Source organism: Sphingobacterium sp. UBA5639, from assembly GCF_002421245.1.
Lineage (GTDB): Bacteria > Bacteroidota > Bacteroidia > Sphingobacteriales > Sphingobacteriaceae > Sphingobacterium > Sphingobacterium multivorum.
The window spans coordinates 32,183-47,599 of the sequence record NZ_DIJR01000003.1 but is presented as its reverse complement, the minus strand read 5'-3'; the positions used below and the strand labels follow the sequence as shown (position 1 = coordinate 47,599).

At 39.3% G+C, this 15,417-nt stretch carries 11 protein-coding genes and 1 tRNA gene; 6 read left to right on the top strand and 6 right to left on the bottom strand.

All coding sequences use genetic code 11. The features are described from left to right. Positions 1–15 precede the first annotated feature (15 nt). Positions 16–1,203 (bottom strand): MFS transporter, encoded by a 1,188-nt coding sequence (locus B4Z90_RS03495; protein ID WP_070562743.1) that lies wholly within the window; start codon positions 1,201–1,203, stop codon positions 16–18. Between the two features lie 538 nt (positions 1,204–1,741). On the opposite strand from B4Z90_RS03495, the gene B4Z90_RS03490 reads away from it, so the two are divergent. The 4 genes from B4Z90_RS03490 (at position 1,742) to B4Z90_RS03475 (ending at position 6,923) form a co-directional block, all read left to right on the top strand. Continuing rightward, on the top strand, positions 1,742–4,945 hold the full coding sequence (locus B4Z90_RS03490; RefSeq protein ID WP_070562746.1) for a S41 family peptidase: 3,204 nt from the start codon (positions 1,742–1,744) through the stop codon (positions 4,943–4,945). 298 nt (positions 4,946–5,243) lie between these two features. Continuing rightward, positions 5,244–5,978, top strand: coding sequence for a hypothetical protein (locus tag B4Z90_RS03485; protein WP_286777412.1), 735 nt, complete (start codon positions 5,244–5,246; stop codon positions 5,976–5,978). Between the two features lie 163 nt (positions 5,979–6,141). Next, positions 6,142–6,214, top strand: a tRNA-Lys gene (locus B4Z90_RS03480). Positions 6,215–6,458: 244 nt separating this feature from the next. After that, entirely contained in the window at positions 6,459–6,923 is a 465-nt protein-coding gene (locus B4Z90_RS03475; protein WP_046673283.1) for a response regulator, read from the top strand. Positions 6,924–7,022: 99 nt separating this feature from the next. On the opposite strand, the gene B4Z90_RS03470 is transcribed toward B4Z90_RS03475, so the two are convergent. From B4Z90_RS03470 to B4Z90_RS03450, 5 genes are all read right to left on the bottom strand, one after another. Then, complete coding sequence (locus tag B4Z90_RS03470) at positions 7,023–8,108, bottom strand: sensor histidine kinase (protein WP_286777411.1); 1,086 nt, start codon at positions 8,106–8,108, stop codon at positions 7,023–7,025. 81 nt (positions 8,109–8,189) lie between these two features. Continuing rightward, complete coding sequence (locus tag B4Z90_RS03465) at positions 8,190–10,340, bottom strand: sensor histidine kinase (protein WP_070562755.1); 2,151 nt, start codon at positions 10,338–10,340, stop codon at positions 8,190–8,192. Positions 10,341–10,349: 9 nt separating this feature from the next. Then, positions 10,350–11,114 carry a methyltransferase domain-containing protein gene (locus tag B4Z90_RS03460; protein WP_070562758.1) on the bottom strand — a complete coding sequence of 255 codons (765 nt, stop codon included), beginning with the start codon at positions 11,112–11,114 and terminating at the stop codon, positions 10,350–10,352. Further along, positions 11,114–11,923, bottom strand: coding sequence for a hypothetical protein (locus B4Z90_RS03455; RefSeq protein WP_070562848.1), 810 nt, complete (start codon positions 11,921–11,923; stop codon positions 11,114–11,116). The genes B4Z90_RS03460 and B4Z90_RS03455 overlap by 1 nt, the downstream gene beginning before the upstream one ends. A gap of 237 nt (positions 11,924–12,160) precedes the next feature. Next, positions 12,161–13,495, bottom strand: coding sequence for a metal-dependent hydrolase family protein (locus B4Z90_RS03450; RefSeq protein ID WP_286801416.1), 1,335 nt, complete (start codon positions 13,493–13,495; stop codon positions 12,161–12,163). A gap of 168 nt (positions 13,496–13,663) precedes the next feature. Here B4Z90_RS03450 and B4Z90_RS03445 point away from each other — a divergent pair, with 168 nt between their 5' ends. Together B4Z90_RS03445 and B4Z90_RS03440 are read left to right on the top strand one after the other, a co-directional pair. After that, on the top strand, positions 13,664–14,521 hold the full coding sequence (locus tag B4Z90_RS03445) for a LytTR family DNA-binding domain-containing protein (RefSeq protein WP_286801414.1): 858 nt from the start codon (positions 13,664–13,666) through the stop codon (positions 14,519–14,521). 103 nt (positions 14,522–14,624) lie between these two features. Continuing rightward, entirely contained in the window at positions 14,625–15,407 is a 783-nt protein-coding gene (locus B4Z90_RS03440) for a CPBP family intramembrane glutamic endopeptidase (RefSeq protein WP_286754242.1), read from the top strand. Positions 15,408–15,417: the final 10 nt, after the last annotated feature.

Genomic DNA, 15,417 nt, shown 5'->3' with positions numbered 1-15,417 from the left:
ACTTCCATCGTTCGATTAGGTTTGGCTTGTGTCTTTGAATAAAGATAATCGTCCAACCATTATAAACATCAACAGTCCGAAACAGGCAAAAATACCATAGGAATAGCGTAGGCTAAAGACTTCAGCAATATACCCAATTAAAGGTGGTCCCATTAAAAAGCCCAAGTAGCTAATGCTTGAAACCATGGCCAAAGCCACTCCAGAGGGCACATTTTTGTTCTGTCCGGCAATACTGTAGATGGAGGGGACATTGCAAGCTACACCGATACCGACCAACATAAAAGCTAGGGTACAGATGATAAATTCGGGAAAAATAACCGATGTCATCATCCCGATGAACATCAGTAGGCCACTGTACTGCAGGGTCCTTTTTCGGCCCAATTTCCGAATGACAGCATCACCAACAAAGCGCCCAGTAGCCATCATGATCATAAATGAAGCGTAGCCAACGACAACAAATTTCTCTGGCGCCTGAACGATCTCCTTGAAATACACCCCACTCCAGTCGAACATTGCCCCCTCAGTTGCCATGCTGAAAAAGCCGATGATGCCGAGCTGAAGTAAGCCACCTTCTGGTTTAGAGAAAAAACTGCGCTTTTCCTTTTGAGGAGATTTGCCAGGAACCAAATACTTTTGGTTGATTAGTGTATTCGCTGTGACAATGACTAATATGATTAAAAAATGGTAAAAGGTGTTCAGTCCAAAATTCATCGTTAACAAGCCTACTAGTGCTCCTGTGAAACCAGCGATACTCCAGGCTCCATGAAAGGAAGTCATTATTGATTTTTTGAAAACCTGCTCCGTTGCGACACCCTGTGTATTAACAGATATATTACACATATTTCCGGTTACACCAAATAGAAATAGTATGCCTCCTAACTGCCAGGCATTCTGCGCAAAGGGGATGGAGCACAAGACCAAGGTGTAAGCGATGGGTACGATACGCAAAACGCTAGCACTTCCATATTTTGTAACCAATTTTCCTGAAAGAGCCATCGTTGCAAGTTGTCCGACTGGAAGCATTAATAAAATTGTCCCCAATTGACCCTCACTTAAGTTGAGATGAGCTTTGATAACGGGGATGCGGCTTGCCCAAGATGCAAACGCGATACCTTGGCAAAAAAAGAAAAGCGATACCGCAATTCTTATGCGATTTCGTTTCTTATAAAGATCTTCTTCTGAGTGAGTTAACGTTGCGTCCATAGTTTCTGATTTGAGGGTGCAAAGTTAAGGATAAGTATCCCATTAAAAAATATAATGATTCAAAAAATATTTGCATGTTTAGGTTACAATAGGGATACGAAATATGCCTATATTTAAATAGCATATCGGCGTGATGATAATTATATGCGCTAGTTTCGATAATTATCATCTGCCTCAATCTTCCGGTAAGAAAATAATACGATGTGCTTTTTGAATTCGGCTAAACATATTTATTCAATATCATATATTGTACGTAATCATTCCTTGTATAGGAACCGAAAATAGACACATTTGTTTCAGTTTATTTGTATGCATACTTTAATTTAAGAAGATATTCGATGTGGTAGTCAAAATAGAAGAGGTTTGGGCTTCCATATCATTAGAAAATAATAGCAGTGAAATAACGGGAGAAAGTCAACAATTAAATGTTGATGTAGTGAAGGAATAAAAATATAAAATTCTTCGCTATTTCATGGTGGTTTGTTCAATACCTATTCTACCTTTGTATTGGCAAACAACTATTAGCCTCCTAGATAACATGATAAAGAAACTAATTTTAAGTACAGTTCTAGCCTATGCTGGAACAACCTGTGTTATTGCCCAACAACCCACGTTTTTATCCCATCCGACTTTAAGTCCCGATGGAAAGGAAATGGTTTTCAGCTACGAAGGTGACCTTTGGAAAGTTGGAAGTCAAGGTGGTGTTGCGGTACGGTTAACAGGAATGGAAGGAAATGAGATCAATCCAAGAATTTCCCCAGATGGAAAATGGTTGGCTTTTTCCGCCAATCAAAACGGTAATATGGATGTCTATGTAATGCCCTTGGCGGGTGGAGATATAAGGCAGCTGACATCGCATGATGCTTCGGACGAAGTGGACAGCTGGAGCTGGGATAGCAAATCGCTTTATTTCACATCATCGCGTTACAATAGAATGAGCGCTTATCAAGTTGCTTTGGATGGAGGTACGGCGACAAGGTTATTTCCACATGTCTTTAATTATATCAGTAACGTGGTGCCAACTCCTTCGGGAGAATTGTTATTCAATGACAGCTGGGAAGGCTATAGCTCGGCGAATCGCAAGCGATATAAAGGTGCTTTCAATCCAGATATCAAGTCTTATAATCCCAAAACAAAGGCATTTCAACAGTATACAGATTATATCGGTAAGGATTTTTGGCCCACTGTGGACCAAAAAGGAAACATATTCTATGTGTCCGATGAAAGCAATGGTGAGTACAACCTTTATCAACTAACGGGAAAGTCGAAAACTCAATTGACTTCTTTCCAAGAATCAATCAAACGTCCGTTTGTCGCGGCAGACGGTACTAAAGTGGCATTTGAAAAGGGCTATCAGCTTTATATTTATGATGTCAATGGAAAGAAAACCGTACAGCCCAACATCGCACTTAACCGCAATCAAGTGCTAGGAAAGCTGAAAGAGTTTAACATTTCAGGTAACATCAGTAATTTCGACGTTTCTCCGGACGGAAAGAAAATGGCATTTGTATCACGTGGCGAATTGTTCGTTTCGGATATTGAAGGAAAGTTTGTTCGTCAGATGCCCGGTCAGGGAGAACGTGTCATGGAGGTTAAATGGCTTAAAGACAGTAAAACATTACTCTATAGCCAAACGTATCAAGGCTACCAGAACTGGTTTTCACGCACGGCAGACGGTAAAGGTGAGGTAAAGCAATTGACACTAGATCTGCGTAACAACCGTGATATTACATGCAATGCAGATAGGACAAAAGCTGTGTACCTCAGTGGTCGTGATGAAGTACGTATATTGGATTTGACAAGTTTGAAGAGCCAAACAGTAGTTAAAGATGAAATCTGGGCATTTCAAAATTCTTCGCCCTCATTCTCCCCTGATGGAAACTATCTTTTATTCACAGCTATGCGCAATTTTGAACAGGATATCTTTGTGTATAATCTGAAAAATGAGCAAACGACTAATTTGACAAATACAGGAGTCACAGAAGCAGCACCATATTGGTCTCCTGATGGTAAATATATTTATTTTGCGAGTAATAGGACTAAGCCTTCTTATCCTACCGGTATGCAAAACTCCAGCATTTTCCGAATGGCATTGACCAACTTTGACCAACCTTACCGTAGTGCAAAGTTTGATGAATTATTTGTAACACCCGAAAAGAAAGATACAACAGTAAATAAAACTGGTACAGCTAAGAAGGAAGCTGGCGCTAAGGATAAAAAGAAAAATGATGTCGATAAGGGCAAGCCAACCGCGATACCAATAGCCGAACCCAAGAAAGCTGGTTTGGTTCAATTGGATTTAGAAGGACTGCGTGATCGAATTGAGCAAGTGAGTCCTGCATTTGGAACACAATCTAATCCTTTGGTGATACAAAAAGGGGATAAATCCTATCTTTTCTATTCATCCAATCATGAAGGGAAATATAGTACTTATCGTACCGTATATGAGTTGTTTGCACCGACCAAAACCGAAAAAGTCGCTGACGGCGGCATGGAGAATTTTGTAGAGTCGGCGGGAAAATACTTCGTATTGACCCGAGGAACGATTCAGAAATACAATCTTGACTTGAATAAGCTTGATGCGGTTACAATGAGTTTTAAATTCAATCGAGATCTCGAGAAAGAGTTCAATCAAATGTTTTATGAAACATGGGCCAATCTGGAGGAAAATTACTACGATAGCAACTTCCATGGAGTGGATTGGGTTGCGATAAAAAAGAAATATGAAAAGTATCTTCCAGGTATCAACGATAGGACAGATTTGCGCATCCTCTTAAATGATATGTTGGGCGAGCTCAATTCGTCGCATCTGGGTTTCAGTTCAATGGGACAGGAAGAACGTAAGCCGTTTGGTTTTGTAACGAATGAAATCGGTGTGACCTATGATTCCAGCAATCCTTACGAGATCAGCTATATTGTTCCGAATGGCCCCGCGGCAAAGAAAGAAGCTGATATTCATGCGGGTGATATCCTCATCGCGATTAACGGAACAAAATTGAATACGCAGGCAGACCGCGATAGTTATTTTACTTGGCCTTCACTGGAAGAAGAAATTCAATTGACCTTGAATCGTAATGGCAAGGAAATTCAGACAAACATTCGTCCGGTATCAAGCGCCGTGTTTAGAGATCTCCTCTACGACCAATGGATTAGAGATAACCGAAGTCGAGTTGATCAGTTGAGTAGCAATAAGATAGCCTATTCACATATGAAAAATATGTCGGATACTGAGTTACAGCGGTTCTTGATCGACATGGCCGAACAGGAGAATAACAAACAAGGGATTATTTTAGATTTGCGTTATAATACAGGCGGAAATGTACACGATGAGGTTTTAAGATTCCTGTCACAACGCCCTTACTTACAGTGGCAATACCGAGGTGGTAAACGTGCGCCACAAAGTAATTTTGCACCATCTGCCAAGCCTATTGTTTTATTGATTAATGAGCAATCGCTGAGTGATGCTGAAATGACTGCAGCGGGCTTTAAAGCACTTAAGTTGGGCAAAATCATCGGTAATGAGACCTATCGCTGGATTATTTTTACTTCTGCTAAAGGCTTAGTCGACGGATCAAACTATCGACTTCCGTCTTGGGGATGTTATACGCTTGATGGTCAGGATCTCGAACAAACTGGAGTTGCCCCAGATATTCTTGTAAAAAATACCGTACAAGATCGGATGGAAAATAAAGATCCGCAGTTGGAAAGAGCTATAAAAGAAATTCTTGACAGTATAAAATAAAGAAGTTAGCGCTAACATTACTTACTTTAAATAAACTGTCAAAAGTTGCAGTGCCCCCAAAAAGTTAGACACTTTCTGGGGGCATTTTTATGAACCTGATCTTCCGATTTCTGCTATATCGCTCTTCAGCGTATGATGTACTTCATTCGGGCCACCCTTTCCCTAAAAAGTCAACATATAATTTTAAGGTGTGTTATTAATTACCTGTTTATCAGTGTTTAGTGATTTTTGTGCTGTTTCATTATGCAATAGTCGATTTTCCTGCATCCCTTCTCAAAATATAAAAAAAGGAGACAACATGGAAAAGATTATATTACAAGTGAAGGACTCTTGCTCTGCAGAGTGGGATAAGATGACGCCACAAGAACAAGGGCGTTTTTGTGGTCAATGTGAGAAGATGGTTGTAGATTTTTCACAGATGGATGATCAGGAAATTGTAGATCAAATAAAAAAAGCCGGTAAAGGGCTATGTGGTCGATTTTATGAAGATCAGTTGATGCGTGAATTGGATATCCCTTTTTCTTTTTCTAAAAACCCTATTTGGCAAGGAAGATGGCCGGGGATCGCTGCGGGCCTCTTGTTGGTTGGATCCTTGAGCTTTCATGCTGCTCAAGCACAAAACAAATTGACTGGAGAAGTTGTCGTTGTCCAAACAAAAACAGAAAATGATCAGATAAAGCAGCAGGGGCAGGTTAGCTCATCAACAAATGATAATTCAACATTAAAAGGAAGCCCCGATAGCACAAAAGTAAGCATAAAAGGTAAAGTAGTTTGTGCTGGAAGCGATGTAAGTATGATGGGAACAGAGGTGTCCTTGGGAAATTACCGTACGCAAGTGGATGAAAATGGAGATTTTCAACTTTGGGTACCGCAATCTCTGTTTCGGGTAGATCAGGAGCTCCGTGCACAGATGTTAGGCTATAAAACGGTTGTGATTTCAATCAAAAAGGGGAGTAAAATACAACTGGATAAACCAATAAAAATGGAAGTTAAGCCAATGATTATGGGAAAGATTGCTGTGGCAAGGAAATAAGACGTTATGGAGCGAAAGAATAATTTGTTTAAATGACATATTTGAGTCTGTTTTTCTTATGGGACAGCTGCCAAAAATCTCGCTTGAATGTCATAAAAGTCAAAAAAATATTCTTTTCCACTTGACTTTTTCTACGGTGAACCTTACATTTGGATTATCGAATGACTTCGTAGCTCAGTTGGTAGAGCAACAGACTCTTAATCTGTGGGTCCTGAGTTCGAGCCTCAGCGGGGTCACTTTCAAAAAAGCCGTTTTACAAATGTAGGATGGCTTTTTTCAATACAAGTTGGATTATTTTCCCTAGGCAGCTATTAACTTTAAATCTTTTTTCTAATGTTCAATGTTATAATCATCGGATAACGAATCCATTATTTTTATCAGCTATCCCGTATTATTTCTGCTAGGAAAACATAAAACTCTTTAATCTGTTATTAATTCAGCGAATTTATTACGTAAATTTGTATTTCAGACGATAAGCTTATGGAAGACAAGAAGATTTCGATATTGTACGTTGACGACGAAGAAAACAATCTGTTTTCTTTTAAAGCGACATTTCGACTAAAGTATAAAGTGTTTACGGCAATTAGTGGTGCCGATGCAATCGATATTGTCAAAAACAACCAGATACATATTATCATTACTGATCAACGTATGCCGGAAATGACCGGTGTAGAGTTTTTGGAAGAGATTATTAAGATCAATGCAGCCCCAATGCGTATCCTTTTGACAGGATATACGGACATGGCAGCTGTCGTTGATGCGGTCAATAAAGGAAAAATCTTTCATTACCTCAATAAGCCTTGGAGTGAAGAGGAGCTCGATCAAACGATTCAACGCGCTTATGATGTCTATGCTGAGCGCCAAAAAATTGTGGAGACTAATTCTCAACTTGAGACTTCAAATGATCAGTTGGAGTTTTTGCTTCGGCAAAAGCTACTTTCCTAAAGGATTATAATTTTAGGAAAGTCAACTTTTATTTAAAATGTCTGTTTGCTTTGTGATGCTCTTCGCTGCCATCGCATCGGATTGCCGAAAGTGAAAGGATTATTTGCTCGGTATGACGACGGTAAAGGTTGTACCCTGATTGGGTTGTGATTGTACTTCGATTTTCCCTTGTAGTTTTAAGAGTGCATTCTGAACATTATAGAGCCCAAATCCCATGCCTTTCGCTTGATCACTGGCTCTAAAGAATAATTTAAAGATATCTTCAACATACTCTGGAGATATGCCTATTCCGTTGTCACTCACCATAATTTTAGCTTTACGTTCTGATACGGATACTGAGAGTTTGACGTACTGGTTTTCCTGCCCTTTACGTTGATATTTAAAAGCATTAGAAAGAAGATTATGCAAAATCAGTTCTACAAGTGCTTTGTCTCCGCTAAAGATTTCTTTTTGATCCACTGAAATTTCAAAAGCCACATCCTTATTTTGCGTATACATGCTGTAAAACTGGCGTATGTTGCCAAAGAGCTCTTCGAAATTTATCGTTGACAACATGAGTTCTCCTCTTCGTAAAAGATAATAGTCGCGCAGACTGTCAATATAAGCATCTAAGCTGACCAAGGAACTATCCATTAGTGATAACAACTCATGGATACGATCTATGCTGTCAAACTCTAATCCAAGTTTCACCGCAGAAAGAACCCCGGTCAATGGATCACGAAGATCATGGCTAACGCTATAAGCGAACTTATCTAATTCATCATAAGCTTTTTGTAGCTCTTGATTCTTAACCTCTAGCATGGAGTTTGCAACATAAAACTTATTAGCTTCTTCTATTGCGGAAACCATTTCTTCATTCATCCAGGGTTTTCGGACAAACCTAAAAATATGGCCCTTATTAACTGCATCAATTACAGTTTCCATATTGGCATAAGCCGTTAAAAGAATACGGATTGGTTTTGGAAAATCTTTTTTAATGCGGTGCAAAAAATCGATGCCCATCTCATCCGGCATACGTTGGTCACAGAAGATAATACGGATATCAGGATGAGCATGAAGGATCGTTTCGGCCTCACTCGTATTGGATGCTGTATGGATAGCGTAATCGTATCTAAAGTTCGCTTTAAAGCTAACCAAATTGTTTACTTCGTCATCGATATATAATATTTCAAGCTCCCTCTGCATAATTTTATTATATGGTTTTATCCCTTACAAAAGATATGAAAAAATAATAGTTAATTGAACTATTTTAAGTTTATAGTGGTATTAATTGTTTTGTTGAATTGGAATGAGGAGTGTAAAGCTTGTGCCCTGTCCCACTTCTGAATCTACGATAATTTTACCATGATGTTTCGCAATGGTATTATAGGCTATGGACATTCCCAAACCAGTACCTTCGCCAACGTCTTTTGTTGTAAAAAATGGTTCGAATATCCGTTCATGAATTTCTTTTGGAATACCTATACCATTGTCTGCGATTTTGATAAAGACGGAGGTATTATCCGCGTGAACTCCGGTCTCAATCCATATTTTACCACCAACATCGTGATTAAACTTCTTATTCACGGCGTAAATAGCATTTGTCACAATATTCAAAAAGACCTGATTGAGTTTGCCGGCATGACATTCGACCTTTGGCATATCACCATAGATCTTATCAACTTCAATCGTGTTATTTAATAAACTATTGAGGATAACCATTGTTGACTCCAACCCCTCGTTTAGATCTGCAAATTTTAATGTATCCTCGTCTACGCGCGAGAAGATCCGCAAACTCTTTACTATTTCGGCGGTCCTATGGGCCCCATCATGCATCCCTTTTAATAGAAAATCTACCTCTGTTTTCAGATAATCAATATCCAGGTCCTCCTTGAATTTTTTGATCTGCAATTGCTTTTCCGTTTCGGATATCCCCTCTTTAAAAGCTATACGTTCTACCTCCTCCAGCGTTTCCCAGATCATCTTGATATCACGCTTTAATGGAGCGACATTGGATGTAACAAAGTTGATTGGATTGTTGATCTCGTGCGCAACCCCCGCAGTCAGTTGACCAAGAGAGGCCATCTTTTCGGCTTCGACAAGTTGAGATTGTGTTTCCTTCAAGTGGGTAAGAGTGGTTTGTAGAGACTCATTAGATTCTGTTAATTCACGTGTCCGCTCATCTACTTTTTGTTCCAATACGATATTTTGCTCGCGTATCAACTTTTCGTTTTCTAATGAGATCGCTAATTCCCTGACTTGTGATGCTTCTTTTTCTTCTTTTAAGATATTGATACTATAAGCTAGACCGAAGGACAATAAGGCCATCTCCACAACAGATGCAATTTGTACGGCGTTACTCGTAAAATCGTTATATTTTAAAATGCCATAATCTTTCAATAAAAAGACGACAGAACCTAATAGTAAAATTGTCCAACCGTAAACAAAATATTTAGCTGGTTTATAGCCATTTATCATTACCCGATAGGATAAGTAAAGGACAAATAAAGAGCCTGCTCCTGTTGTTAGCTGCATAACCATGAACGCTGGTTGTGTAAGGTTGAGCAGTGTAAGAAGGCTACCAACGACAAAAAGGATGATAAAAGCAGTAATCACACGTCTTGACCGAGGAGCATTTTTCGGTAATTGAAGAAATGAATCTGCAAAAAGCAGGGCGCATAAGCCTGATAAACATCCGAAGATAATAGGACCTTTTGTTGCAAAATATGTCCAATTTGGCCACAGATACTGAAAACTATAACCTTTAATGCCCATTTGTGTTATTCCTGCACAAAGAACATAAAGGACATAATACAGATAGCCCCTTTCACGAACTGAAAAAAACAGGAATAAATTGTATATCGCCATAATCCCGACAATACCAATATAGATCCCGCTTATCAAACTGTCGTCATTCATCTCTTTTAAGAAACTGCGCTCGTTACTTAAATAGATCGGGAGAATAATCTGTTCCGTACTTTTTACACGAAGAAAAAAGATCGTTTTCTCATATCCGGGTAATTGGATGTCGAATGCGTAATTAGGAACCTTATATTTTCTAGCCGAAAAAGATTGATGCTCGCCCAGTTTGATCGATTTATAATGCCCATTTGATGATGGTACAAAAAGTTCGACCTCATCCAAGAGAGGGTAGGCAATTTCGAGCAAGAGTTCAAGTTTCTCTTTTCCCTTATTTGTCACAGGCAATCGGAACCAGATGTCAGTGGGTGATATGCCCAAATTGGGTACCTTGCTTTCTAACGACTGGAAGGAGGAAGCTGAAGTATCCGCAAAGTTAGGCTCTCCTTTCCCCATATAACGCTCGAGACCATATCCGATCAATACACGCTGCGTCGGTTGATCGATAATAACCTCTCCAAAACAAGTTGAACTGCACGTAAAAATAAATAAGAAGATCAAGTTAAGCCAGCATTTCATCACTATATGCTATTTTTTTGCTTCGGCAATAACTAAATTCATAGAAACAAGGAAACAACCCGCTTCATCAGCTTGGTCCAATGTGTTTTGAAATTCCTCCATTTCAGCTGTGCTCAACTTCCCTTTTTCGACCATCTCCAAAAGAATTTTATCTAAGAAAAGATAGCGGTTGGCTTCTTCTTTCGAGCGGGCTACCATACAGAATGTTTGCAATTGAACTTGTTTAAAGCCTTGAGTCAATAGGTCTGAAGTTAATTTATTCCCAGCCCAGCCATTATTGACTTTTTCTTCGGTCAAATAATGGCATATCTTAGCCTCAATACCCACATGCTTGCTGTAAAATGTCAGGCTATTCCAGATCGTCTCGACGATGACTAGGGGTTGACCTTCACGCAAAACACGGTGAACCTCAGCAAACATTTTCGGTGCTTCCGGAAGATGTTGTACAACACGTTCCATTCTGATGCCAGCAATGGAATTATCTGTAAAGCTAAGTTGATTAACTTCACCCTGAACAAAGTCGACGTTCTTTACCTCCACACTGCTTGTTTTGGCATGTTCGATTAAAGCCTTATCATGATCCAATCCAACGACAAGAACGTTATGGCCTAGCATATTAGCTAAATTGATGGCATCCATTCCAGTGCCACAACCTAGATCGACGACAACGCCCTCTTTAATCGTATTAAAAGGAGTATATGAATGTATTTTTAATTGTTTAAGAAAATCACCGGTATCCATTAAATAGCCGGCACCATAATGTTTAGTGTCCATTATAAGATATTTAAATTACGATCATCTGGTTTGTGATCTAATGATGTATGTTTCAGGTTTTTAATAATTTCATTTAAATCCCATTGATTGAGATTCGGAATATCGATTTGATAATGAATTTCAATTTCCTTATTCCGCAAAGTTTCTATGCGGACAATATTGGAATTATTCCGAAGTGATAAAATTGCATCTTTGTTTTCTTGATCGGCTTCGGTCAAGGTGTCAAGATTACGCATAATCATTACCGTAGCCAGCAGATCCAGCTTAGGATAATAGAACGTGCCATTATTTCCAACACTTGTATCAATGCGGTAGCCAACACTTTCTGCTAATTTCACCGTATAAGGAGCACATAAAGCAAAGAGCGATTTAATGCCAACCTGTGTGCTGATAGCGGCACCAGCCCTCGTCAAAAATATGCTGCCAATACCATATCCAGCGATCTCTCGGGAATTCCAAAGCCCACAACCTTCACCGGTTCCCTGTTGCGCATAATCATAAACAAGGTCTAAGATTTTGGCATCCATCGCTCCCGTGGCCTGTTCAATCGGAAGTGGTTCACTCCCTCCAGATACGTGTATACGTACTCCACCATAGACTTTATCACCATCAAGGGATTCTACGATCAGTACGAATGATGCGGGATTGTACATCCAGTCATTTTTGGAAGAAGTTACTTTCTTTACGCCTATAGCAGTTAACACATGCGCGTGTCCTTCTATGAAACGTTCACAGGTTTGGGGATCGTCGATAGCCCGAAATGCTCTTAGTCTTACTACTGGACGCCCGTCGTTGAATAATAATGCCACCGAATGCTTTGATTTATCGTTTAAACGCAAAACTAATCAATTAAATGCAAAGGTGTTTACTCTTCAAATAAATTATACCGTAATGCAACCGCCTGCACCATGTGATGGTAAAATTGTTTGATTCCTTTTTCACCTTGACGAGCCAAAATAGCCCGTTTTAACTGATGTCATCGAAAATACATTTTATCATCTTAAGATGTGGATTTTCGAGATACAATAAATTTGACCTTGTAAATATTAATGCCTCTGGAGGCTATTTTTATGAATCTGACCGTCTTTCATGATCAACAAAAAGTTTTTTTCTGGATCTGCCAATAGTTTTAAATTCTTAAGCGGATCTCCGTCTACAAGGATCAGATCTGCCAAAGCTCCTTCTTCTACTATTCCCAACTTGCCAGGATAAGGACTTCTTAATCCCGAAAGCTGCAGTAGCTCACCGTTGTCTTGAGTAATCATTTTAATGATCTCGGCATTTGTAAACCACTTTTGAAGTCGCAAAATAAAAGCATTCTGCATTTTATTCAGTTCCGGCTCAAAAAGGAAATCTGTACCCCAAGCTAGCTTTACTCCATATTTTTTAGCCATTGGCCATACTTTTTCCTGACCTTCAATGACGGGTTTACGCTTGATTCTTCGTTGTGGATCCATATCGGGCGTATCTTCCACCAGGTTTTGTAAACTAAGCCAGATATTTTTTTTTGCGATCAGCTGTAAAGTTTCTTCGTCGAGCAATTGTCCATGTTCAATACATTTTACACCAGCTTCGATCGCTCTTCGAATTGCTCTTGGCGTATACGCATGTACGGTGACATAGGTTCCCCAGTCTTCGGCTGCTTCTACTGCTGCTTTCATTTCGTCTAGCGTATATTGGGTAACATCCACAGGATCGTATGCTGAAGAAGTTCCCCCACCCGCCATGAGTTTAATCTGACTTGCTCCGAATCTCAGATTCTCTCGTACTGCAGTCAGAACCTCATCACGACCATCGGCGATGAATGTTGCTCCATATCGCTCCGCACGAGAGACAATACCAAAAAAACGACGCGATTTTTCCTCCGGTGTCCGAAAATCTCCATGCCCCGCTGTTTGACTAACAACAGCACCAGAAGGCCATATTCTAGGGCCTAGAAGCTTACCCTTGTCGATCGCCGCCTTTAATGGAAATATAGGGCCACCGACATCTCGTACACTTGTAAAACCCCGCATTAACATCTGTTGCGCCGAGAGCCACACCGTGTTGATCAAGAATTCCTCGGAAAGGTCATTTGTCATCATTTGAGGCATTGTCAAAGCTCCAAATACCAAATGGACATGTACATCAATCAATCCAGGCATTAGGGTTTTGCCTTTAGCGTTTATTTTAACGATATTCTTACCTTGCACGTCAATAGGAGATGTACTAATGGTTTGAATCGTGTTACCGTTTATTAAAACATGTTTTGGCGGAGTTAACATTTGAGTTTTATAATCGAGCAGTTTAACATTTTCTATTAAAACTTGCTTTTCCTGTGCTTGGATGACATGGATAAAAGCCGAGCAAAGAAATAAAGTAAGTAGTTGACCTAAACGCATAATTTGGAGAATTACGTTAATATATAATATGACAAATCAATTTTAATTCGAGCGACTAATGTTGGCTTGAAAAAATATCTTCTAAGTTAAATCATAAATTCAATATATTTCAATTTTTTCGCTATAAATTTTCACTCTGCCGGCCAAAAACGCTAAATTTATCCAATCATGATATATAAAAAGCCTGTTCTAAATTATTTAAATAGCGTAATTCCCAAAATTGTATCCATAAGAGAGCTGCTCTCCTATGCCTCTTTACTCGGCTTATCCGCTTATGTATTCCTACTGGTTTTTCAGCCATTTGGAACGTATAATTTTGAGCATGCCTATAAATTTAGCTTGTTATCCGGATATGGGGTTATATTATCCGTTGCATATGCCTTAATTTCTGTCCTCTTACGTAAAAAAAGAGGAACAATTGCGATAGAACTATTTCGTATTTTTCTTGTGCTCCTATTATCAGTTTTTTTAAATTTCGTCTATCATGGCTGGTTCATCAATCAGGCCCCATTACAGTGGAATAACCTCCCCTATATTGGATTTTACACACTTTCACTTTACAGCCCAATTGCTACGATTTATTTTTTACTTCGAGTTGATAAGCGTCATTCGTATTATGAAAAGAATAATTCGTCGATTGAACGTTTATCGATAAAGCCAGCGATCATATTGAGCCAAATGAATGACTGTCATTTGGGGCTGGTCGATATCCCCAATGGTAATCAATCGTTAAAGTTACTGCCGAGCGATTTTATTTTTGCAAAATCAATGGATAATTATTGCATGATCTATTTTAGGAAGGATGGTACGGTAAAGAAGCAGATGGTACGAATTACGTTGAGCCGATTGTCTGAACTCTTGAATAGAATGTCTATTCACCGATGTCATCGGTCGTTTCTTGTTAACTTTGAAAAAGTAATTGCAAAGGAAGGGAATGCCCAAGGTTTCTTGTTACGTTTTGCAGATACTGAAGATTGTGCTGTTATTTCAAGGTCTGCTATGGAATCAGTTAGACCGTATTTATAGGGCAGAAGATCGCCTCGCTGTTGTCAGTCAGCCCTAAGTCTTGCCATACGCCACATAACTTTGTTTACTCATCATGAGGGGCATAATTTTGCTCAAAAAAAAGATGAACACAAAAAGTTTAAACCTGCTGGTATTATTCCTGTTCTTCGGAATATACTTTATCCTTGATAATTTATTTTTTGCTAGGCTTCAACCCACGATGAGCAACTATGTCCACAGTAGATTTTTGGGGCATGTGCTGACGTATTCAATTAGCCTTGGACCACTGCTTTTGGGGGCAACGCTGCTTAAACCTAAAGTGCCGAATGAGTTCTTGGAAAAATTTGGTTTAAAGGGCTCTTTTTTACAGGGGCTATCTTTTGGAATTATAGCCACCTTACCCATGTTCTTGGGCTATGCCCTTGTTTTTACCTTCAACCGCAAAATAGATCCGAACACGCTATTAATAAATAGTGTGTCATCGGGTTTTTTTGAAGAAGTGATTTTTCGGGCCTATTTTTTTGGTTTAGTTTATCGCTATACCCGACTAGGTTTTATTCCATCCATTTTAGCCACCTCATTCCTTTTTGCTATACTGCATCTTTATCAGAGTCAGGATTTGGGAGAATTGGCCCTGATTTTTTGTACGACTTTCTTCGGCTCTATCCTATTTTCGTGGTTGTATGCCGAATGGAGTTTTAATCTTTGGATACCAATAGCACTTCATGTTTTGATGAATTTGGCATGGATGATCTTTGATGTTGCAGACAATGCTGCAGGAAATGGATGGAGCAATTTTTTCCGCTTCTTGACCATCTTTATCGCTATCATTAGTACAATTGTTCATGTACGGAAGTCAGAGGCCGGTTTACAAATTAAAGGGAAAAATTTATGGCTAAAAGATTAAAAATTCCGCG